The organism is Craurococcus roseus (assembly GCF_039523795.1).
Lineage (GTDB): Bacteria > Pseudomonadota > Alphaproteobacteria > Acetobacterales > Acetobacteraceae > Craurococcus > Craurococcus roseus.
This window is the reverse complement of sequence record NZ_BAAAFZ010000092.1, coordinates 23,282-42,165: the sequence shown is the minus strand read 5'-3', so window position 1 is coordinate 42,165 and position 18,884 is coordinate 23,282. Positions and strand designations below refer to the sequence as shown.

The 18,884-nt window shown below is 73.9% G+C and carries 22 protein-coding genes; 12 read left to right on the top strand and 10 right to left on the bottom strand.

The features are described from left to right. Nucleotides 1-64: 64 nt before the first annotated feature. Nucleotides 65-379, top strand: coding sequence for a PilZ domain-containing protein (locus ABD067_RS23545; RefSeq protein WP_343897855.1), 315 nt, complete (start codon nt 65-67; stop codon nt 377-379). A 67-nt stretch (nt 380-446) separates the two neighbouring features. On the opposite strand, the gene ABD067_RS23540 is transcribed toward ABD067_RS23545, so the two are convergent. Next, the gene (locus ABD067_RS23540; protein WP_343897854.1) at nt 447-2,267 is read right to left on the bottom strand and encodes a DUF4214 domain-containing protein; all 1,821 of its coding nucleotides are present in this window, start codon (nt 2,265-2,267) and stop codon (nt 447-449) included. 250 nt (nt 2,268-2,517) lie between these two features. Between ABD067_RS23540 and ABD067_RS23535 the strand changes: the two genes are divergently transcribed. The 4 genes from ABD067_RS23535 (at nt 2,518) to ABD067_RS23520 (ending at nt 6,212) form a co-directional block, all read left to right on the top strand. After that, nucleotides 2,518-3,819, top strand: coding sequence for an aminotransferase (locus tag ABD067_RS23535; RefSeq protein ID WP_343897853.1), 1,302 nt, complete (start codon nt 2,518-2,520; stop codon nt 3,817-3,819). A gap of 63 nt (nt 3,820-3,882) precedes the next feature. Next, nucleotides 3,883-4,911 (top strand): Bug family tripartite tricarboxylate transporter substrate binding protein, encoded by a 1,029-nt coding sequence (locus ABD067_RS23530; protein ID WP_343897851.1) that lies wholly within the window; start codon nt 3,883-3,885, stop codon nt 4,909-4,911. Nucleotides 4,912-4,974: 63 nt separating this feature from the next. Continuing rightward, nucleotides 4,975-5,907, top strand: coding sequence for an NAD(+) diphosphatase (gene nudC, locus ABD067_RS23525; RefSeq protein WP_343897850.1), 933 nt, complete (start codon nt 4,975-4,977; stop codon nt 5,905-5,907). Further along, on the top strand, nt 5,904-6,212 hold the full coding sequence (locus tag ABD067_RS23520) for a phosphoribosylamine--glycine ligase (protein ID WP_343897849.1): 309 nt from the start codon (nt 5,904-5,906) through the stop codon (nt 6,210-6,212). Before nudC ends, ABD067_RS23520 begins: the two co-directional genes overlap by 4 nt. On the opposite strand, the gene ABD067_RS23515 is transcribed toward ABD067_RS23520, so the two are convergent. After that, entirely contained in the window at nt 6,143-6,877 is a 735-nt protein-coding gene (locus ABD067_RS23515) for a TetR/AcrR family transcriptional regulator (RefSeq protein ID WP_343897848.1), read from the bottom strand. The two genes, ABD067_RS23520 and ABD067_RS23515, sit on opposite strands and share 70 nt — an antisense overlap. Before the next feature lie 83 nt (nt 6,878-6,960). Here ABD067_RS23515 and ABD067_RS23510 point away from each other — a divergent pair, with 83 nt between their 5' ends. Continuing rightward, a complete protein-coding gene (locus tag ABD067_RS23510; protein WP_343897847.1) occupies nt 6,961-8,058 on the top strand; it encodes an aromatic ring-hydroxylating oxygenase subunit alpha in 1,098 nt (365 codons plus the stop codon). Between the two features lie 25 nt (nt 8,059-8,083). Here ABD067_RS23510 and polA read toward each other — a convergent pair whose 3' ends face one another. From polA to ABD067_RS23495, 3 genes are all read right to left on the bottom strand, one after another. Continuing rightward, nucleotides 8,084-10,948 (bottom strand): DNA polymerase I, encoded by a 2,865-nt coding sequence (gene polA / locus ABD067_RS23505; RefSeq protein WP_343897846.1) that lies wholly within the window; start codon nt 10,946-10,948, stop codon nt 8,084-8,086. Next, nucleotides 10,938-11,180: a zinc-finger domain-containing protein gene (locus tag ABD067_RS23500; RefSeq protein ID WP_343897845.1), complete on the bottom strand. Its 243-nt coding sequence runs from the start codon at nt 11,178-11,180 to the stop codon at nt 10,938-10,940. Before ABD067_RS23500 ends, polA begins: the two co-directional genes overlap by 11 nt. A gap of 124 nt (nt 11,181-11,304) precedes the next feature. Then, the gene (locus tag ABD067_RS23495) at nt 11,305-11,919 is read right to left on the bottom strand and encodes a LysE family translocator (RefSeq protein WP_343897844.1); all 615 of its coding nucleotides are present in this window, start codon (nt 11,917-11,919) and stop codon (nt 11,305-11,307) included. Between the two features lie 135 nt (nt 11,920-12,054). Between ABD067_RS23495 and ABD067_RS23490 the strand changes: the two genes are divergently transcribed. Then, on the top strand, nt 12,055-12,795 hold the full coding sequence (locus ABD067_RS23490) for an AraC family transcriptional regulator (protein WP_343897843.1): 741 nt from the start codon (nt 12,055-12,057) through the stop codon (nt 12,793-12,795). A 36-nt stretch (nt 12,796-12,831) separates the two neighbouring features. Here ABD067_RS23490 and ABD067_RS23485 read toward each other — a convergent pair whose 3' ends face one another. Further along, nucleotides 12,832-13,302, bottom strand: coding sequence for a nuclear transport factor 2 family protein (locus ABD067_RS23485; RefSeq protein ID WP_343897842.1), 471 nt, complete (start codon nt 13,300-13,302; stop codon nt 12,832-12,834). 119 nt (nt 13,303-13,421) lie between these two features. Between ABD067_RS23485 and ABD067_RS23480 the strand changes: the two genes are divergently transcribed. Further along, entirely contained in the window at nt 13,422-13,673 is a 252-nt protein-coding gene (locus tag ABD067_RS23480; protein ID WP_343897841.1) for a DUF4170 domain-containing protein, read from the top strand. Between the two features lie 61 nt (nt 13,674-13,734). Here the strand turns inward: ABD067_RS23480 and ABD067_RS23475 are convergent, their stop codons facing one another. Further along, on the bottom strand, nt 13,735-14,439 hold the full coding sequence (locus ABD067_RS23475; RefSeq protein WP_343897840.1) for a winged helix-turn-helix transcriptional regulator: 705 nt from the start codon (nt 14,437-14,439) through the stop codon (nt 13,735-13,737). 63 nt (nt 14,440-14,502) lie between these two features. Here ABD067_RS23475 and ABD067_RS23470 point away from each other — a divergent pair, with 63 nt between their 5' ends. The 4 genes from ABD067_RS23470 to ABD067_RS23455 are packed head-to-tail and all read left to right on the top strand — an operon-like array spanning nt 14,503 to nt 16,348. Beyond that, entirely contained in the window at nt 14,503-14,964 is a 462-nt protein-coding gene (locus tag ABD067_RS23470; protein WP_343897839.1) for a YybH family protein, read from the top strand. 46 nt (nt 14,965-15,010) lie between these two features. After that, nucleotides 15,011-15,454 carry a VOC family protein gene (locus ABD067_RS23465; protein ID WP_343897838.1) on the top strand — a complete coding sequence of 148 codons (444 nt, stop codon included), beginning with the start codon at nt 15,011-15,013 and terminating at the stop codon, nt 15,452-15,454. A 28-nt stretch (nt 15,455-15,482) separates the two neighbouring features. Then, nucleotides 15,483-15,836, top strand: coding sequence for a DUF1428 domain-containing protein (locus ABD067_RS23460; protein WP_343897837.1), 354 nt, complete (start codon nt 15,483-15,485; stop codon nt 15,834-15,836). A 17-nt stretch (nt 15,837-15,853) separates the two neighbouring features. Beyond that, entirely contained in the window at nt 15,854-16,348 is a 495-nt protein-coding gene (locus ABD067_RS23455; RefSeq protein WP_343897836.1) for a VOC family protein, read from the top strand. A gap of 18 nt (nt 16,349-16,366) precedes the next feature. On the opposite strand, the gene ABD067_RS23450 is transcribed toward ABD067_RS23455, so the two are convergent. The 3 genes from ABD067_RS23450 to ABD067_RS23440 all read right to left on the bottom strand — a co-directional run. Continuing rightward, nucleotides 16,367-17,038 (bottom strand): hypothetical protein, encoded by a 672-nt coding sequence (locus tag ABD067_RS23450; RefSeq protein WP_343897834.1) that lies wholly within the window; start codon nt 17,036-17,038, stop codon nt 16,367-16,369. A 215-nt stretch (nt 17,039-17,253) separates the two neighbouring features. Further along, on the bottom strand, nt 17,254-17,949 hold the full coding sequence (locus ABD067_RS23445) for a hypothetical protein (RefSeq protein WP_343897833.1): 696 nt from the start codon (nt 17,947-17,949) through the stop codon (nt 17,254-17,256). Nucleotides 17,950-18,157: 208 nt separating this feature from the next. Further along, nucleotides 18,158-18,884: tyrosine-type recombinase/integrase (locus tag ABD067_RS23440; RefSeq protein WP_343897832.1), on the bottom strand; the 727-nt coding region annotated here is incomplete at its 5' end.

The window sequence follows — 18,884 nt, the reverse complement described above, 5'->3', positions numbered from 1 at the left end:
TCGTGCGCAACAATATACGTGTATACGTCATCATACACGCATGGGTTGCTGGGAAGGCGCTGACATGGGTAGCATCACGATTGCTCGGAACGACGCTTCCGCCCAGGGCTACGGCGAGAAGGGGTGGCTCCCGCGTCGGCACAACCGTTGCAGCATGTTCAAGCCCGCCCACGTCGTGTTGGACGACGCGGTCCTCGACTGCGTGCTGCTGGACCTTTCGCCCGGCGGCGCCCAGGTGTTCCTGGTGGCACGCGCCCAACTGCCAGACCTGGTGACCTTGTGGCTACCCGGCGGCGAAAGCCGCTCCATGCGGCGCTGCTGGCAGCGGGGGTCGCACATCGGGTTCGAGGCGGTCGGGGAGCCCGTCCCGCCGTCTTGAGCGGCGCCGCCCGGGCCGCCTCCGGCGCCGCCGCGGCGAACGGGCCGCGGCGGCGCCGGGCGGCGACTCAGACGAAGACGCAGCCGTCCTCGGCGTAGGGCATGAGCTTCGTCGTCATCTCCAGCGAATACGCGAAGCACCGCGCCACCTCGGCGCGCGAGAGGTCGCCCGAGTCGAGGCAGTCGACCCAATGGGCGAGCCCTTCCGCGTCGCCCGGGCGGTCCAGGGCGTTGAGGTAGAGCCGTTCCACGAAGCCCTCGTCGGACGGGGCGCCGTAGCGGGCGGCGAACTCCGCCGAGCCGGTGAAGGCTTCCGCCATCTGCGTCGGCGTCAGGCCCCCGTGCCGGGCGCCGATCCAGAAGGAAAGCCCGTCCGCGTCGGGCAGGCGGTCGAACGCGGTTTCGTAGAAGCGCATGGCGTCCACCGCGGCGGGGTCCGGCGCCCAGGCGCCGGCGGCGAAGCGCGGCGCCGTGGCCGCCTTGAGCTCGGCCGACTCCGAGAAGCAGAGCGTGACCTCCGCCCGCGTGAGCGCCCCGGTGTCAAGCTTGGCGGTCCAGAAGGCCGAACCCTCGGCGTCGGCCTCCCGGCCGAGCACGTGCCCGTAGAGCAGGTCCACGAAATCCCCGTTCCCGGGCACGCCGAACCGGTCCTGGAACTCGGGGCACGCGACGAAGAACCCCGCGATCTCCGGCAGGGAAAGCGCCCCCTCGTCGAGCGCTGCGGTCCAGAAGCCGAGCCCGATGGCGTCGGGCGCGCGGCCGAGCGCCGCTTCGTAGAGCCGGAAGGCCGAGCCGAGGTCGGCGCCGCCGTCGAAGGCCAGCCAACCGTCCACGAAGCGCAGCGCCTCCGTCCCCGGCTGGACGTTCCCGTCCGGCCCGGTTTCCACCTCCACCTGCCGCCGCAGCATCCCGGGGAGCGCCAAGTCGGCGATGGTCGCGGTGGCGGAGGCGTCCTCGAACACCCCGCCGGCGGACGCCGCTTCGAGGGTCAGCGAAACCCGCTCGGCCGGTTCGAGCGCGGCGTCGAGATAAGTTTGGACCAGGACGGTCTTGGCCAGCTCACCGGCATCGAAGGTCACGGAGCCCGAGGGCGCGGCGTGGTCGATCCCGGCGCTCGCGGTGCCGCCGAGGTTGTAGGCGATCGTCTCCGCGTCTGCCCGCCCGGTGCGCGTGACGGTGAAGGCGAGCTTGCCGCCCTCGACGGCCGAACCGCCCGACACCGTGTAGGCGGACACGTGCTCGTCGTCGTCCACGAAGCCGGTTGCGGTGCCCGAGGCCGCGCCCAAGGAGGCGCTCAACAGCTCCACCGTGACGAGCGGATGGTCCGCGCGCCCGGCGTCGTCCGACGTCTGCACGCGGATCTCGGCCGTGGTCGCGTAGGCCGGGATGACCAGCGCCTGCGGCTCGCCGCCGTCCACGCTGTACCACACTGTCTGTTCCTCGGCGGAAGCGGCGAAGGCGTACACCGCGAACACCAACTCGCCGCCCTCCGCCACCGGCTCGGCGTCGCAGATGGACCAGGCGGGCGGCGCGTCGCCGTCTTCCAGCGCGAGGTCCACGCTGGCCTCCAGCGCGCCGCTCAGCGGATCACCGGCCGTGCCGCCGGACCTGACCTGGAAGGTGTAGCCTTCGGTGCCCTCGAACAGCGCGTCGGTGAACGCGAACACGGTGAAGCCGCGCGAGCCCTCCCCGCCGGGGTCCGCCGGCGGCACGCCCCCGGACGCGCGCTCGAAATCGCCGTGGTCGGCGACGTTGCCGTGGGCGTCTAGGATCACCCACGACAACGGCCGACGGAGCGCCTCTTCGTCGCCCGCCGTCGTGGCGACGGTGAAGGCCATCGGGGCGCCTTCGGTGAAGCGGGGACTGGCAGGGGTGATCTTGAGTGGCATGGTCGGCTCCATGATAGATCGAAATCGAAATAGAATGCCGGGCCGCCGACCCAAACTCGCAAGTTGATCAATGCCATACTTATGAACGTGCACTCCCGGACTCGTCAGTGTTCGTGCCGCCCGGCCGCTTTTCCGTGATGCGACGCGCGCTTCTCGTCGCGGCGCCCCATCGCTGCCGTGCCGCTCCTGGGTCACGGTCCCTCGGCACCGCCGCTTCGGCACCCGCCGGGACGTCGCGCGTTGGGGGGCGATGCCGCCCGACCTGATGCCCTCCCCCCCGCTCTCCCGCGCCCCGACCGTCGCGCCCACGGCCGCCGCCGTGCCGGTGCCGCCGATCCCGGCCTGCCGCGCCTGGGCCGCGCGCTACGCCGGCGGGCACGGGAAGCCGCTCGACCTGACGCAGGCGGTGCCCGGCTGGCCGCCGCACCCGGACATGCTGGCGGCGCTGGCGCGGGCGGCGGGCGACCCGGCCGCGGCCACCTACGGCCTGTTGGAAGGCGAATCCGCGTTGCGCGAGGCGCTGGCCGAGGAGATGCGCCTGCTCTACGGCGGCGACGCCCGGGCCGACGACCTGCGCATCACCGCCGGCGCGAACATCGGCTTCAACCTGGCGATGACGGTCGCAACGGCGCCGGGAGACGAGGTGCTGTTGCCGACGCCGTGGTTCTTCAACCACGAGATGGCGCTGGCGCTCCGCGGCGTGCGCGCGGTGCCCCTGCCCTGCCGCGCCGCCGACGGCTTCCTGCCGGACCCGGAGCGCGCCGCGGCGCTGGTCGGGCCGCGCACGCGGGCGATCGTGCTGGTCACGCCCAACAACCCGACCGGCGCCGTGATGCCGCCCGATCTGGTCGGGCGCTTCGCCGACCTCTGCCGCGAGCGCGGGCTGTGGCTGGTGCTGGACGAGACCTACCGCGACTTCCTCCCCGAAGGGCAGGACAGGCCGCACGACCTGTTCCGCCGGCCGGATTGGCGGGACTTCGTGGTGCAGCTCTACTCCTTCTCCAAGGCGTACTGCATCCCCGGCCACCGCGTCGGCGCCGTGTGCGCGGGCCCCGTTTTCCGCGCCGAATTCGTCAAGGCGGTGGACAACATCCAGATCTGCCCGCCACGCCCGCCGCAGTTCGCGCTGGCTTGGGGCGTGCCGGCGCTGCGGGAATGGCGGGCCGGCAACCGCGCCCGCATCGCCACGCGCGCGCAGGCGTTCCGGCGGGCGCTGGAGTCGGGGGCGCCGGAATGGCGGATCGACGCCATCGGCGCCTACTTCGCCTGGGTCCGCGTGCCGGACGCGGCCCCGGACTCGGCCGCGGCGGCCGAACGGCTGGCGGCGGAGCGCGGCGTGGTGTCGCTGCCCGGCACCGTGTTCGGGCCGGGCGGCGAGCGGCACCTCCGCCTCGCCTTCGCCAACACGGGCGAGGACGCCATTGCGGAGGTGCCGGAGCGGCTCGCCGACCTCTTCGCGCCGCGGGCCCCGACGCGGCGCGCGCGCGACGAACGGGACACCGCGTCCGACACGCCGCCGCCGCCCGGGAACGCGCCCGACCGTTCCGCTTGATGAGGGAACAACAACGGCCCCGGCGCGCTCCGCATCCCGGAAAACCAAGCCGGAAAGGGCCGTATGATGCCGGGTGATGGAACGGGCGTGACGCGGCGCGGCGCGCTGCTGACAGCCGCGGGGGTGGGCGCGGCCTTTGCGGGCGGGCGCGCCTCGGCGCAGCAGATCGCCGGCGGCCGGCCGGTGCGGGTCGTGGTCCCCTACCCCGCCGGCGGCGCGGTGGACCTGGTCGGCCGCCTGCTCGCCGAGCGCATGGAGCCGGCGCTCGGCCAGCAGGTGGTGGTGGAAAACCGCACCGGCGCCGCCGGCATCGTCGGCGCGGATTCGGTGGCCAAGGCGCGGCCGGACGGCACCACGCTCGGCGTGATCGGCATGACCACGCTCTGCGCCTACAAGACCCTCTACAACCGCCTGCCCTTCGACCCGGACAAGGACTTCGCGCCGGTCAGCCAGATCAGCGCCGGCACCGTGGTCTGCTGCGTCAACAAGGACGCGCAGAAGAAGCACGGCTGGACCGACTTCCGGCGGCTGGTGTCCTGGATGAAGGAGAACCCGGACGCCCTGCGCTTCGGCACCGCCGGCGTCGGCACCACGGCGCACTTCACCATGGCCGCGGTGCAGAAGGCCACGGGCGCCAAGGCGCTGATGGTGACGTACCGCGGCGGCGCGCCGGCGGTCGCGGACCTCCAGGCGGGCGTCATCGACATGATGTTCGAGCTGACGCCCGGCCTCATGCCGCTCATCGAGCAGGGCGTGGTGTCGCCGCTCGCGGTCGGCAGCGCCAAGCGCGTCGGCGCCCTCCCGGACGTGCCGGGCATGGCGGAGTTCGCCGACATCGGCCTCGGCAGTGTCGACATCGGCGCGTGGGAGGCGCTGATGGCGCCCGCCGGCACGCCGCCCGACGTGCTGGACCGCCTCAACGCCGCCGTGCGCAAGGCGGGCGAGGACGCGGCGATGCGGGAGAAGCTGCGGGCGTCCGGCTTCTCGGTGGAGACCTCCGAGAGCCCGGCTGCGCTGGCGGAGAAGATCCGGCGCGAGATCCCGTACTGGCGCAAGCTGGTGGAGGACTCGGGCGCGAAGCTCGACACCTGACCGCACGGGCCGGCGGGCGGCGGCGTTGCCCCCTCGGGGGCCGCGTGGCACGGTCCCGCCCCGATGCTCTCCGTCCCCGCCAGCCGCCCCAACGCCTACACCGGCAGCCCCCTCGACCGCGCCTCGGGCCGGCGCGAGGACCAAGCCTTCGTCGCGGCGGCCCTGGCCGATCCCGAAACGCTGTTCGCGCCCGTCTGGCGCGCCCGCAGCCTGATGAAAGGCGTGGAGGATGGGCGGCCCGAAGCCGTGCTCCTCACCGGCGCGGCGGCCGAGGCCGTGCGGATGGCGGGCGGCCCTTGGGCCTTCCTCGGCCTATGGTCGGGTCGGCCGGTCTTCGCCGTGGACTGCTCCGGCGCCGACGACCCGCTGCCGTTGTTGCCCGAGGGCATGGGCGCCTTCACCGACCTGCGCGCCGTGGCCGGCCTGCTGCCCGAAGGCGAAGCGGCCGTGCTGGCGCACGCGCGCGGCCTGATGCACTGGCGCGTCAAGCACCGCTTCTGCGGCGTGTGCGGCAGCCCTTGCGAACCGCGCTCCGCCGGCAACGCCACGGCCTGCACGGGTTGCGGCGCGCAGCACTTCCCGCGCACCGACCCCGCGGTGATCATGCTGGTGGTGCGCGGCGGCCGCGCCCTGCTCGGCCACTCCCGCCGCTTCCCGCACGCGCGCATGTTCTCGACCCTCGCCGGCTTCGTGGAGCCGGGCGAGAGCCTGGAGGAAGCCGTGCGGCGGGAGGTGGAGGAGGAAACGGGCGTGCGCGTCGGCGACGTCCGCTACCACTCCTCGCAGCCCTGGCCCTTCCCCGCCTCCATCATGCTCGGCTTCCATGCCGAAGGGCTTTCCGACGAGTTGGACATAGACCCCGAGGAGTTGCAGGACGCGCGCTGGTTCACGCTGGCGGAGCTGCGCGACCCGGAGGCGCACGGCTTCGCCCTGCCGCGGCGGGACTCGATCGCGCGGCGGCTGATCGAGGACTGGATGGGGCAAGCGGCGCCGTGACGCCGCGCCTCCTGCCGCTCGGCGCGCTGCTCGCGCTGGGCGCCTGCGGCCTGTTCCGGGGCCCCACCCCGCAGCGCCCCGAGTTGCCGGACACCGACACGCCGGCGCAGCGCGCCTGCCTCGCGGAAGCGAGGCGTTCGGAGGCGGTGGGCGACCTGGAGCGCCAGCGCAACCCCCAGAACACAACCAACTGGGAGCGGCTGGCCGAGGAGGCGAGCGCGCGGGTGAACCGCGCCTACCGCGACTGCCTGCGCCGCGAGGGCTTGGCGCTGCCGGGCGGGGTGGAGGCGCCGCGGTCGCGTTGAGGAGGGCCGCTCGGCCCCCCGCCCCCCGCCGTCAGACCCGCCGCAACCATCGCCAGCAGGCTCGCGGTCCAGTCCGCGCGCGTTCCCGTGCCGGCTCCGCGCCCGCGCGGCGCCGCCGCTCCGGGCGCCGAACCGGCGGCGGCGGCCATCACCAGCACGGCCGCGAGGTCCACCCGCCGGCGCAACTCGTCCGTCCCGATCCCGGGGATGTGCGCCGACAGGGCGTCGACCGCGGCGTCGGCGTCCACCGCGGTCCGGTCGTCGAACGCGACCGCCAAGTCGCCGCCGTCGCCGATCGCAACCCGGGCGAGCAGCCGTTGCCCGTCGCGCCCCCAGCGCGGCTGCAGGAGATCCAGCGACAGCAGCGGCATGAACACGGCCGCCACGATCCCCGCCACCGGATCCTCGGGCGCCGGGTACCGCGGCACCCGCCCGGCGGGGCCGGCGGCCCCGCCGGGCGCGCGGAGCGCGGCGAGCACGTGGTCGAGCGCCGCTTCGAGCAGGGCTTCCCGCGACTTGAAATGGTAGTGCACCGCGGCCGTGTTCCTCGCGCCCGCCGCTTCGCCGACGCCACGCAGGCTGACCCCGTGGACTCCGCGTGCCGCGAACAGGCGGATGGCGGCTTCGACCAAGCGCGTGCGCGTGTCAGTCGAGGGCTGGGGCATGCGGCACGCATATTCGGCTTGACCCTATGAAGCAATCGCTTTAACACTTCTAAAGCACTTGCTTCATCGGGAAGGGGCGCCGCATGGAGGTCCAAACGACGCCGGCGCCGGGCGAAACAGCGCCGGTCCTGCCCCGCGCGGCGTACCTCGACCCGGCGTGGTTCGAAGCGGAGCAGGCGCTGCTCTTCGCGCGGTCCTGGCTGTTCGCGGGCCTCGCGCGCGAACTCGCAGCCGACGGCGACTACCTCACGGTCGAGGCCGGGCCCACGCCGCTCTTGGTCGTCCGCACGGGCGATGGCCTGCGGGCGTTCCGCAACATCTGCCGGCACCGCGGCGCGCGGCTGCTGGAAGGGCGCGGCAACGCCAAGGTGATCACCTGCCCCTACCACCGCTGGTGCTACGGCCGCGACGGGCGCCTGCGCGGGATGCCGGACGCGAACCGGTTCCCGGCCTGGACGCGCGAGCTCGGGCTCGTCGAAGCGCGCGTCGCCAACTGGAACGGCATGCTGTTCGTCAACGCCGACGAAGGGGCGGAACCGTTCGAGGCTTGGCTCGGCTCGGCCGCCGGCACCCTCTGGCGCTGGCCGGTCGAGGCCCTCGTCGAGGTGCAGCGGGACGCCAAGGACGTCGGCGCCAACTGGAAGCTGTTCGTGGAGAACCACATCGACGGCTACCACCTCGCGCACCTGCACCGCGACAGCCTGCGCGGGCTCGACCACGCCCGGCAGTCCTGGCGTTCGGCCGGGCGGCATTGGCTCTTCTTCGAACCCCCGCTCGACGCCGCGGGGCCGCCAGCGGTCGAGTCGCGTTGGCTGCCCAGGATAGCCGGCCTCGACGCCGGGCACGCGGGCTCCACCGTTTGGCACCTGTTCCCCGCCTTCGCGGGCGCCGCGGGCGCCACCTATTTCGCGGTGCTCAACATCGTGCCGCTCGCGCCCGACCGCACGCGGATCGAGCGGCGGGTGCTCACCGCCCAGGCCTCGGCCGGGCGGCTGATCGCCGCCGCGGCCGAAGAATGGTGGGGCCGGCGCCGGGGCGACGTCTTCGCCGAGGACTCGCGCGCCGTGGAGGCGGTCCAGCGCGCCATGCGCGCGCCCGGCTGGCGCGAAGGGCCGCTGGCCGACGGCTTCGAAACCGCGATCCGCCGCTTCCGCGAAGCGGTGGCCAAGGACCTGGCCTGACGGTCCGGCCGCGCCGCTCGCCCCCTCAGTGCGCCTCGGCCCAGCTCCGCCCCGTGCCGAGCTCGACGCCCAGCGGCACGCGCAGCTCCGCCACGCTTTCCATCACCCGCCGCGCCACCCCGCCCGTGGCCTCCGCCTCCGCTTCCGGCACCTCGAACACAAGCTCGTCGTGGACCTGGAGCAGCATCCGCCCCTTGAGCCCCGCGTCGCGCAGCGCCCGCGGCAGGCGCACCATCGCGCGCTTGATCACCTCCGCCGCGCCGCCCTGGAACGGCGCGTTGATGGCGGCGCGCTCGGCGCCAGCGCGGCGCTGCGCCTCCCGCGCGGCGATGTCGGGTATCCAGAGCTTGCGGCCGAAGGGGGTGCGGACGAAGCCGTGTATGCGCGCCTCCTCCTTCACGCCCTCCATGTAGTCGCGGATGCCGGGGTACTGGGCGAAGTAGGCGTCGATGATCGTCCGCGCCTCGTTCGGCGGGATGGCGAGGCGGGTGGCGAGGCCGAAGGCGCTCATGCCGTAGATGATGCCGAAGTTGATCATCTTGGCGCGGCGCCGGCTCTCGCGGTCCACCTTGCCGGGGTCGAGGCGGAAGATGTCGGCGGCGGTGCGGCTGTGGATGTCCTCGCCGCGCGCGAACGCCTCGCGGAGCGAAGGCACGTCCGCCACGTGCGCCAGCAGCCGCAGCTCGATCTGGCTGTAGTCGGCGGCCAGCAACAGGTGGCCCGGCTCGGCCACGAAGACGCGGCGCAGCCGCGCGCCCTCTTCCGTGCGGATCGGGATGTTCTGGAGGTTCGGATCGGTCGAGGACAGGCGGCCGGTGGAGGCGACCGCCATCTGGAAGTTGGTGTGGACACGGCCGTCGTTCGGGTCGATCTGCGCCAAGAGGCCGTCCACGTAGGTGCTCTTGAGCTTGGAGATCTGGCGCCAGTCCAGCACCTTGCGCGCCAGCTCCACGCCCTGCGCCGCCAGCTCCTCCAGCACGAAGACGTCGGTCGAGTAGGCGCCGGACTTGCCGCGCTTGCCGCCGGGAAGCGCCATCTCGTCGAACAGGATCTCGCCCAGCTGCTTGGGCGAGCCGACGGCGAAGGGGCGGCCGGCGATGCGGTGGAGTTCCGCCTCCATCGCCACCAAGCGGCCGGCGAACTCCTCGCCCGTGCGGCGCAGCTCCGCCTCGTCCACGCGGATGCCGGCCATCTCCATGTCGCGCAGCACCGCGACCATGCGGCGCTCCACCTCCTCGTAGAGCGCCAGCGCGCCCTCCTCGCGCAGCCGCGGGCGGAGCAGGGCGTGGAGGCGGAGCGTCACGTCCGCGTCCTCGGCGGCGTAGGCGGTGGCGCGGTCCAGCGGCACCTCGGCGAAGGGCACGCGCCCGCGCCCGGTGCCCGTCACCTCGTCGTAGGGGATCGGTTTGTGGCCGAGGTGGAGCACGGACAGCTCGTCCATGCCGTGCCCGTGCCGCCCGGCCTCCATGCTGTAGGAAATGAGCATGGTGTCGTCCACGGGATCGACCGCGATCCCGCCGTTCTCCGGCCGCGCCAGCACCTCCATGTCGTACTTCGCGTTCTGGAGCACCTTCAGCGTGCCGGGGTCCGTGAGCAGCGGGCGCAGCGCCTCCAGGGCCTCCGCCGGGTCGAGCTGCGTCGGCTTCTCCGCCAGCATGTCGCCGGCCTTGCCGTGGCGCAGCGGCACGTAGCAGGCGCGGCCCGGCGCGGTGGCGAGCGACAGGCCGACGAGGCTGGCGCGCAGCGCGTCCAGGCTGTCCGTCTCGGTGTCGAAGCCGACCACGCCCGCCGACTCGGCCTCGGCGATCCAGCGGCGCAAGGCCGCCATGTCGGTGACGGTCTCGTAGGGGCCGTAAGGCGCTTCGCCGGGCGCGCGCGGGGCGTCGGCGGGCACGGCGGCGGCGGCTTGGTGCGCCGCCACGGCGCCGCGCCGGGCGCGGGTGCCCGCGTCGCCCGCCGCCTCGCCGAAGCCCAGGCGCGCGAGGATGCTGCGGAAGCCCTGGGCGCGCAAGAATCCCTCCAGGCCGGCGCGCTCCGGCGGCCGGGCCTCCAGCGCTTCGATCGCGGCCGGCAGCGGCGCGTCGGCGTCCAGCGCCACCAGCTTCTTCGAAACCAGCGCCTGCTCGCGGTTCGCCAGCAGCGCCTCGCGGCGCTTCGGCTGCTTGATCTTCTCCGCGTTGTCCAGCAGCGCCTCGACGCTGCCGTACTCGTGGATGAGCTGCGCCGCCGTCTTCACGCCGATGCCGGGCACACCCGGCACGTTGTCCGTCGGGTCGCCGGCCAGCGCCTGCACGTCCACCACCTTGGCGGGCGGCACGCCGAACTTCTCCTCCACCTCCGCCTCGCGGATCGGCTTCTGCTTGATCGGGTCCAGCATCTCGACGCCGGGGCGCACGAGCTGCATCAGGTCCTTGTCGGAGGAGACGATGGTGACGCGCCCGCCCTCCGCCTCGAAGGCGCGGGCGTAGGCGGCGATCAGGTCGTCCGCCTCGAAGCCCTCCTGTTCGATCTTGCAAACGCCGAGCGCGTCGGTCGCTTCGCGGATCAGCGCGAATTGCGGCACCAGCTCCGGCGGCGGCTCCGGCCGGTGCGCCTTGTAGTCGGGGTACAGCTCGTTGCGGAAGGTCGTGCGCGAGGCGTCGAACACAACGGCGATGTGGCTGCCGCGGTGGTCGAGCAGGAAGCGCGAGATCATCTGGGTGAAGCCGAACACGGCGTTCACCGGCACGCCCGCGGGGTTGTTCATCGGCGGCAGGGCATGGAAGGCGCGGAAGATGTAGCCCGAGCCGTCCACCAGGATCAGGTGCTTCCCCTCCGGCGGCGTGACCGGGACCGCCTCGGCCGGCGCTTCCGCTACGGCGGCGCCACCCGGCGGCCCGTCAGTGGCCATGGCCGCCGCCGGCGTCCGCGCCGGGCTTGAGGACGTAGGTGATGGAGCAGTAGGGGCAGGTCACCTCGGTCGCGCCGGCCGACATGCGGAGCCAGACGCGCGGGTGCCCGAGGCCGCCCACGCCCACCTCGCCGTCGCACGGGACGTTGGTGGAATCGACTTCGATGCGCTGCACGGGGGTCAGGCCCTCGACGGGATGGGGCCCGTAGCCCGTCAGCTTGGGGTCGCGCATGGGGCTCCTCGCGGCGGCGTTTGGGGTCGCCGCAAGATAGGCGCGGAGTCCGGGATCGGCCAGGGGACGCCACCCGGCCGCAAACGGCGCCACCCAAGCCTGCCGCGCGCGGTGTCGCCGCCGGTCAGTGCAGGACCGTGAAGACGCCGGCGGCGACGAGCGCGCCCGCGAACGCCAAGTTGGCGAGCCGCGACGCAGCGGGATTTTGCAGCACGCGCGAGAGCGACGCGCCGGCCAGCAGCCAGCCGACATGGATGACGACGATCATCGTCGCCAAGATGGCCACCTTGAGCGGCGCTTCCGTGGCAGGAGGCGCCCCGGTGAGGGTCGCGCCCCCGAACACGGCGGCGATCGCCGCGTACGCCTTGGGGTTGGCCATCGCCAGCAGCATCCCGCCGGACAAGGACGGCGGAGCCACGGCCGGACTTTGCCGCGAAAGCGGCGGCGCTCGCGCGATCTGGACCGCCAAGAAGAGCATGTAGGCCACCGAGGCGCCCGTCAGCGCCGGCGCCAGCCCCGGGATCGACAGAAGCACGGCGACGATGCCGGCCGCCACGGCCAGCAGGACCGCTGTCGTTCCCAGGATCAGGCCGGCCACATACCCCAGCGATCGGCGGAAACCGAAAGCCGCGCCGACCGCGACCACGCTCATCGTCGAGGGGCCGGGGCTCCCCATGAGCACGGCGGACGCCAGCACGAGCGCCCAGACGCCCGATAGGGAAAGCGCCTCCTCGGTCATCGCCGATGCTCTAGTCTGGCGGCCATGCCCGGAACGCTAGGCCAACGCGGCGAACGCCGTCTTGAAGGGTTGTGCGAACCCGCCCCTGGGCGCGCGCGCTTCCGGATCGGACCGGGGTGCGACGGCGTCGAGCGGTTGGAAGCGTGTTTCCGTGGCCTCGCCTTCGCGCCGCACCGCCACGACACCTACGCGATCGGCGTGACCCTGGCCGGCGTGCAGGCATTCCGTTACCGCGGCGCCCGACGCTATTGCCTGCCGGGCCAGTGCCACATCCTGCACCCGGACGAACCGCATGACGGCGCAGCCGGCGACGACCTCGGCTTCGCCTACCGCATCGCCCATGTCAGCCCCGCCTTGGTCCAGGATGCCTTGGGCGGGAAGCCGTTGCCGTTCGTGGAAGAGCCCGTGGTCGATCTGACCGGGCCTTGGCGGGACCTGCTGTCTCCCGCTTGGGATGTGGAGAACCCGCTGGACGAGGCCGGCCGGGCCGACATCGCCGTCGCGGTGGCCGACATGCTCGCGGCGAGGTCGGGCGCCGCGCCCGCCGCCGGCCCGCTCCGCATCCGCGCGCTGTCGGACGTCCGGGAGCGGATCGCCGCCGACCCGGCGACTTGGCCATCGGCCGCTGCGCTGGAGCGCCTGTCCGGCCTCGACCGCTGGACGCTCGCGCGCCAGTTCAGGGCGGCGTTCGGCACCAGCCCCAGCCGCTTCCGCACCATGCGCCAGTTGGACCGCGCGCGGCGGTCGATGGAGAGCGGGACGCCGCTGGCGGAGGCGGCGGCGGACGCGGGCTTCGCCGATCAGAGCCACCTGTCGCGCCAGTTCAAGCGCGCTTTCGGCTTGACGCCTGCGAGATGGGTGGCGGCGCTGGCCTGACGCGCCGCCGGCATCCCGCATTCCGGCGAGCGCCCCTCAGGTGGTCGGGGAAACGCCCGTCGCCTGGCTCGCCGCCAGCTTCCACTCGCCCTCCGCCCGGACGAAGACCTGCATCCAGCGCACGTCGCGCGCCCCGCCGCCGTCGCTGCGCTGGATCGGGCTGCGGCCGGTCAAGACCGCCGTGTCGGCGTGCGGCACGCGGATGGTCAGCTCCTCCACCCGCGCCAGCTCGATGGCCGGCTCGCCCGACAGCAGCGCGACGATGCGCGCGTCGCGCCCGTCCACCTTGCCGGTGGTGTGGGTGTGGGTGAAGTCCGCCGCGTACAGGGCGCGGAGCTTCCCGGCGTCCTTCGCCGCGGCTGCCATGCGGATCGCCTCGCGCGCCGCCATCACCTGCTGCTCGATCGCGCCTTGCCGGTCGCGCGCCAGCGTCTCGTGCGGGTGGGCGAGCAGCGCGCCCGGCGCCAGCAGGACCGGCAAGGCGAGGAGGAGGGCACGGCGTTGCATGATGGGCGGCTCCGGAGGGGGTCGGCGAGGCTTGCGGTCTCCCCGCGCCGCCGTCAATCCGGGCCGCGTCGCGGGACCGCCGCCTAGGCAAACGCGCCTCCGCCGCTCATCTCCGGCCCATGCCGAACGAGACCGACCAGACGCCGACCCAAGACCGCCGCTTCTGGGTGTGGGGCGGGCGCTTCCGCAGCGTCGCCCACGCCTGCGTGCCGGAGCCGTCCGCGGCCGACGTGGTGGGCGACCACGTCCGCCTCGGGCCGCTGACCCTCGCCGAGGCCGAGCGCGAATGGCAGGCGCTCATGCGGCGCGGCGTGGACGTCGCGGAGTACCGGTTGCTGATCGCGGACCGCGAGCCGCCGCCCGCGCCGTAGGGCTTGGGGCCAGGGCGACGCGGGCCATGGCCGCGTCGCCCGGCCGCTCGGGTCGCCCCCGTCAACCAACGTCCCGCGCCGCCTTCGGCGGCAGCGGGAACAGCGTCACGAACCACCCGGCGAGCGCGCGGTCGCCCTCGATGCGCAGCAAACCCTCCTCCTCCAACTCTTCCAGCTTGCGGCCGCCGTAGATCGCGCCGGCGACCGCCGCCACCGGCCCGGCGAACACCGCGTCCGCGCCGTCCAGCGGCCCCGCCGCGATCTCGATCCCGTCCCCGCCCAGGCGGCACAGGTACGCCTCGTCGCCCAGGCGCAAGCCGACCCGCGCTTCGATCCCCTCCGCCCGCCCCGGGTCGAACATCGTGCGCAGCGACAGCAGCAACGACGCCGCGCTCAAGGGCAGAGTCGGGTCGTGCGCGGGCGAGCGCGCGGCCCAGCGGCCCAGCGCCATGAAGATCGGCTCGCTCTCCCGCCCCCACTCCGTCAGCTCATAGACCTGCGCGGAAGCGGGCGGCGGCAGGCGGCGGCGGCGCACCACGCCCGCCGCTTCCAACCCTTCCAGCCTCTGCGTGAGGACGTTGGCGCTGATGCCGGGGAGGCTGCCCCGGAGGTCGCTGAAGCGCCTCGGCCCGAAGACGAGTTCGCGCATGACGAGGAGCGCCCAGCGCTCGCCCACGAGGTCCAGCGCGTGCGCGGCGGCGCAGGCGTCGTCGTACCAGCGGCGCGGGGCGGCGGCCGGCCTTTCAGTTATTTTTTCTGACTTCATTGTTGCTTTTAATAACCGTTTGGTGCACAGAGGTCAAACGGCGGTTCGGGGGAGGCGGGTACCATGGCAGCCGAAGACGAAGCGGCGATCCGCGGGTTGATCGAAGCGCGCAACGCGGCGGTCCGTGCCGGAGATGCCGAACGGGCGGCCGCGCCCTTGTCGGACGGGATGGTCGCCTACGACCTGCAACCGCCCCTCCGGTTCACGGGCGCCGCCGCGCGCGACGCGGACGGTTTGGCGCGGTGGCTGGCGACCTGGGACGGGCCGGTCAGCGTCGAGATGCCGGCACCGACCGTCGTGGTCCACGGCGACCTTGCCTTCGCCCACGGCCCCAGCCGCATGCAGGGCAGGAAGCGGGGCGCCCCCACGCCGATCGACTTGTGGTACCGCACCACGCTCTGCCTGAAGCGCGCCGGCGGCGCCTGGGCCATCGTACACGAGCACAACTCGGTGCCGATGCGGATGGGCGGCAGCGGCCTCGCCGCCGTGGACCTCGAACCCGACTCCGGCCCGCGCCCGTCCTGACCGGCGCAGGGCGGCCCTTCCCGACCGGAATCCAACGGGGAATCCCATGCCCAAGCTGATCTTCGTGAATCTGCCCGTCTCCGACCTCGCCCGCGCCACCGCCTTCTACGAGGCCGTGGGCGCCCGCAAGGACGAGCGGTTCTGCGACGCCACCGCCTCCTGCATGGTCTTTTCCGAGGCCATTCACGCCATGCTGCTGACCCACGACAAGTTCCAGCAATTCACGCCCAAGGAGATCGCCGACGCGAAGCGCACGAGCGAGGTGCTGGTCTGCGTTTCCGTCGACGGCCGCGAAGACGTGGACGCGATCGCCGAGAAGGCCGGCGCCGCGGGCGGCCGCGCGGACCCGTGCCCGAAGCAGGACCACGGGTTCATGTACGGCCGCAGCTTCGAGGACCTGGACGGGCACATCTGGGAGGTGATGTGGATGGACGCGGCGGCGGCCGGGCAGGCCACGGCGCCCGCGCGACGCGACACGGCCGACGCCTGAATTGCCACCGATCGAAGGGAGGAACGCCATGGGCTACATCGACGGTTTCGTCGTCCCGGTGCCGGCCGACAAGAAGGAGGCCTTCCGCGAAGCGGCCGCGAAATTCGCGGCCACGTTGAAGCGCCACGGCGCCGTGCGGGTCGTGGAGTGCTGGGGCGACGACGTGCCCGACGGCAAGGCCACCGACTTCAAGCGCGCGGTGAAGGCCGAACCGGGCGAGAACGTCGTCTTCTCCTGGATCGTTTGGCCCTCCAAGGAAGCGCGCGACGCGGCCAACAAGGCGATCATGGAGGATCCGGGCATGCGGCCGGGGCCGGACATGCCCTTCGACGGCAGGCGGATGATAATGGGCGGGTTCGAACTCCTGCTCGACGTCGGGTGACCGGTGGAGGCGAGGGCATGTCCAAGATAGCGCCTTGCTTGTGGTTCGGCGGCGAGGCCGAGGAAGCGGCGGGCTTCTACGTTTCGCTGCTGCCCGGCTCGCGCGTCGAGCGCGTGCAGGAAAGCCACGCGGACGGCCCGGCCGGGAAGGCCGGCGCCGTGCTGGTCGTCGAGTTCACGCTCGCCGGACAGCGCTTCCTGGCGCTGAACGGCGGCGCGCGGGCCGACTACGGGCACGCCGTGTCGTTCCAGGTGGACTGCGCCGACCAGGCGGAGGTGGACCGGCTGTGGGACGCGCTTTCGGCCGGCGGCGGCGCGCCCGAGCGGTGCGGTTGGGTCAGGGACCGCTACGGCGTGCCGTGGCAGATCGTGCCGACGGCGCTTCCGCGTATGCTCGCCGATCCCGATCCGGCCAAGGCGCGACGGGTCATGCAGGCGATGCTCGGGATGGCGAAGCTCGACATCGCCGCGCTCCAGGCCGCCCACGACGGCGGACCGCCGCCGTCCGCCTAGGCCCGCCCGGCGCCCTTTTCAGGAATTGCGCGCCCAGGTCGAGCCGTCTCGCCGTTCCGGCGGCGCGGGGCGCTCCGGGGGCTGGCCCCTGCCGAAGATGAGCGCGGCGCGGTCGGCGAGGCCCATGGAGTCCCACGCCACAGCAGGCTCCGCGCCCTCCACCGCGAGCACCACGTCGCCGCGGCGCAGTTGCCGCTCCACCCGGGATTGCTGCGCCGGCGTGAGCTCCATCCAGAACCGCGTCAGCCACGGGTTCTGCCGCACCAGCAGGCGCGTGCGGGCCTCCGGATCGGTCGTCGCTTGCGGCGCGGCGCTGCTGCCGGCCCCGGCGAACGTTTCGGGTCGCGGTTCCGCGGCGCGGGGGCGGTTCGGCTGGGCGCTCACGTCGGCCGCCGCCGCCGCGGAGGAGGACGGCGGGTTCGGGCGCGGCTCCATGGCGACGACGGGGCCCGGCTGAACGCCGAGGTCCGCCACGGCGGTGTAGGCCGAGGGCGGGTTGGGCCGCGGCTCCATCGCCACCACCGAGCCGGCTTGGGCGGCCCCGCCCGTTGTGGGCGCCGGGCCCGGCCGCTGGTCGCCGGCGACGGCCGGCCGCTGCCATGCCGGCTGTTCGAAGAACCGGTCGAGGTAGTCCATGCGCTCCATCGTCTCGCAGCCCGGGAGCGCCAGGACGAGCAGCAGCTGCGCCAAGGCTCGTTGCCGTGGCGCCGGCTTGCCGTTGGTGCGCGAAAACGCGGGACCGATGCGTGCCATAGCGCATGGATAACGCGCCTGTGCGGGCGGGGATGCCTCGGTGGCGCGGTGTTGATGCGCGCGGGCGCCGGCGGCGGGCGCGCCGCGTTCCCGCGCATCGAAGGCAGGTGGTTCCGGCCGGCGGGGGAAACGGGCCCCCGCCGGGCGCGGTGTCAGTTCTGCGTGTTTGCGGGCGTCGCGGCCGCCGCCGCGCCTCCGTTGGGGCGGGCCTTGGCGGACCGCTGCTGCTGCGCCGGCGGTTCGGCCGCGGCGGCCGCGCCCTCGGCCGCCCGGGGCGTCGCGCCGAAGGAGTTTTGCGCCGACTCGTCGCCGATCCGCGGCGCGGCGGGCTCCACGCCGAGCGCCGGGTCGCCGGCCGACGATTGCGGCTCCTTGTACCAGCCCGCTGTGTAGGGCGCGCGGATCACCACCAGCGCGAGCACCGCCAGCAGGAACAACAGGCCGAAGGGGAAGCCGCCGGCGAAGGTGAGCAGCATGTTGATCGCGCCGGGGATGGCGAGCGCCGCCAGCAGCACGAGCGGGCGCTGCGTCTCGTCCAACCCGTCGTACCAGCGGTTCACCCGGATCATCCAGGACGGCGCCTCGATCTCCATGCGCGCGCGGTCGCCGCCGCCCGCGGCGTCGCCCTCCGTCCGCAGCCAGCCGAGCGCGTAGGGCACGCGCACCGCCGCCATCGCCAGGATGGCCAGGCCGAGCAGCAGGGCGAAGGGGAAGCCGACCGCGATGGTCAGCAGCATGTTGACGGCGCCGACGGCGACCAAGGCCCAGACGGCGACCTGGAAGCGCCACCTTTCCGGCGTCCTGTCGTACAACTGGTTCCAACGCTGCAGCCGGTCGGCGTTCGTCATCGTCAGCTCCGTCCCAGGAATCGTGGCACACGCGGGGCCAAGCGGCGCGCCGGGGGGCGGCGTCGCGCGTTCGAGGCCCCGCCCGCGCCGGGGCGTTCGCCACCGGATTGGATCGCGGGCCTCCCCCCCTAGCGCATCCGGCCGGGAGGGCGCGACGGCAAATTTCCAGGCGCCGTCATGCCGGTCTCGGATCATCCGGAGCCGCCCCCTAACCGGCCCGCGGGTGCGCTTTCCGCCACGTGGCGAGCAGCGCCTCGGCGTCGACCGCGGTGTAGCGCTGCGTGGTGGACAGGCTGGCGTGGCCCAGCAGCTCCTGGATGGCGCGCAGGTCGGCGCCGCCGCCGAGCAGGTGGGTGGCGAAGGAGTGGCGCAGCGCGTGCGGCGTCGCGTGCTCGGGCAGGCCGGCCAGGCGCCGGTAGGTGCGGAGGGAGCGCTGCGCCACCGCGGGGTCCAGCCGCGCGCCGCGGGCGCCGAGGAACAGCGGCCCGTCCGGCGCGGCGCCGGGCCGCAGCTTGAGGTAGGCGGCGACCGCGGCGCGGACGGCGGGCAGCACCGGTACCAACCGCGGTTTGCCGCCCTTGCCGATGACGCGCAGCGCCGCGGTGCCGCCTTCCGGCGGGGCGTCGCGCACGTCGAGCGCCAGCGCTTCCCCGATGCGCAGGCCGCAGCCGTAGAGCAGGGTGAACAGCGCCACGTCGCGCGCCGCCTGCTCGGCCGGGCGCTCGGCGCGGTTCGGGTCGTGCGCCTGGCCCACGGCGGCCGCGGCTTCGCGCGCCTGGGCCGCGGTGAGCGCGCGCGGGATGGGCGGCTTGCGGCGCGGGCCGCGCAGGCCGGAAAGCGGCGCGGCCGGCGCGGCCTGATCCCGCGCCAGCCAGCGCAGGAAGCCGCGCACGGCGGCGAGTTGGCGGGCGCGGGTGGAGACGCCGGCGCCGGCG

Bases quoted from the DNA above. Each gene is read 5' to 3' on its own strand.
- ABD067_RS23480 (WP_343897841.1), top strand. From the start codon at position 13,422: ATGCCGAACGAGACCGACCAGACGCCGACCCAAGACCGCCGCTTCTGG.
- ABD067_RS23495 (WP_343897844.1), bottom strand. From the start codon at position 11,919: ATGACCGAGGAGGCGCTTTCCCTATCGGGCGTCTGGGCGCTCGTGCTG.
- ABD067_RS23540 (WP_343897854.1), bottom strand. From the start codon at position 2,267: ATGCCACTCAAGATCACCCCTGCCAGTCCCCGCTTCACCGAAGGCGCC.
- ABD067_RS23510 (WP_343897847.1), top strand. From the start codon at position 6,961: ATGGAGGTCCAAACGACGCCGGCGCCGGGCGAAACAGCGCCGGTCCTG.
- polA (WP_343897846.1), bottom strand. From the start codon at position 10,948: ATGGCCACTGACGGGCCGCCGGGTGGCGCCGCCGTAGCGGAAGCGCCG.
- ABD067_RS23465 (WP_343897838.1), top strand. From the start codon at position 15,011: ATGCCCAAGCTGATCTTCGTGAATCTGCCCGTCTCCGACCTCGCCCGC.
- ABD067_RS23500 (WP_343897845.1), bottom strand. From the start codon at position 11,180: ATGCGCGACCCCAAGCTGACGGGCTACGGGCCCCATCCCGTCGAGGGC.
- ABD067_RS23530 (WP_343897851.1), top strand. From the start codon at position 3,883: ATGATGCCGGGTGATGGAACGGGCGTGACGCGGCGCGGCGCGCTGCTG.
- ABD067_RS23475 (WP_343897840.1), bottom strand. From the start codon at position 14,439: ATGAAGTCAGAAAAAATAACTGAAAGGCCGGCCGCCGCCCCGCGCCGC.
- ABD067_RS23460 (WP_343897837.1), top strand. From the start codon at position 15,483: ATGGGCTACATCGACGGTTTCGTCGTCCCGGTGCCGGCCGACAAGAAG.
- ABD067_RS23545 (WP_343897855.1), top strand. From the start codon at position 65: ATGGGTAGCATCACGATTGCTCGGAACGACGCTTCCGCCCAGGGCTAC.
- ABD067_RS23445 (WP_343897833.1), bottom strand. From the start codon at position 17,949: ATGACGAACGCCGACCGGCTGCAGCGTTGGAACCAGTTGTACGACAGG.
- ABD067_RS23455 (WP_343897836.1), top strand. From the start codon at position 15,854: ATGTCCAAGATAGCGCCTTGCTTGTGGTTCGGCGGCGAGGCCGAGGAA.
- ABD067_RS23535 (WP_343897853.1), top strand. From the start codon at position 2,518: ATGCCGCCCGACCTGATGCCCTCCCCCCCGCTCTCCCGCGCCCCGACC.
- ABD067_RS23515 (WP_343897848.1), bottom strand. From the start codon at position 6,877: ATGCCCCAGCCCTCGACTGACACGCGCACGCGCTTGGTCGAAGCCGCC.
- nudC (WP_343897850.1), top strand. From the start codon at position 4,975: ATGCTCTCCGTCCCCGCCAGCCGCCCCAACGCCTACACCGGCAGCCCC.
- ABD067_RS23470 (WP_343897839.1), top strand. From the start codon at position 14,503: ATGGCAGCCGAAGACGAAGCGGCGATCCGCGGGTTGATCGAAGCGCGC.
- ABD067_RS23485 (WP_343897842.1), bottom strand. From the start codon at position 13,302: ATGCAACGCCGTGCCCTCCTCCTCGCCTTGCCGGTCCTGCTGGCGCCG.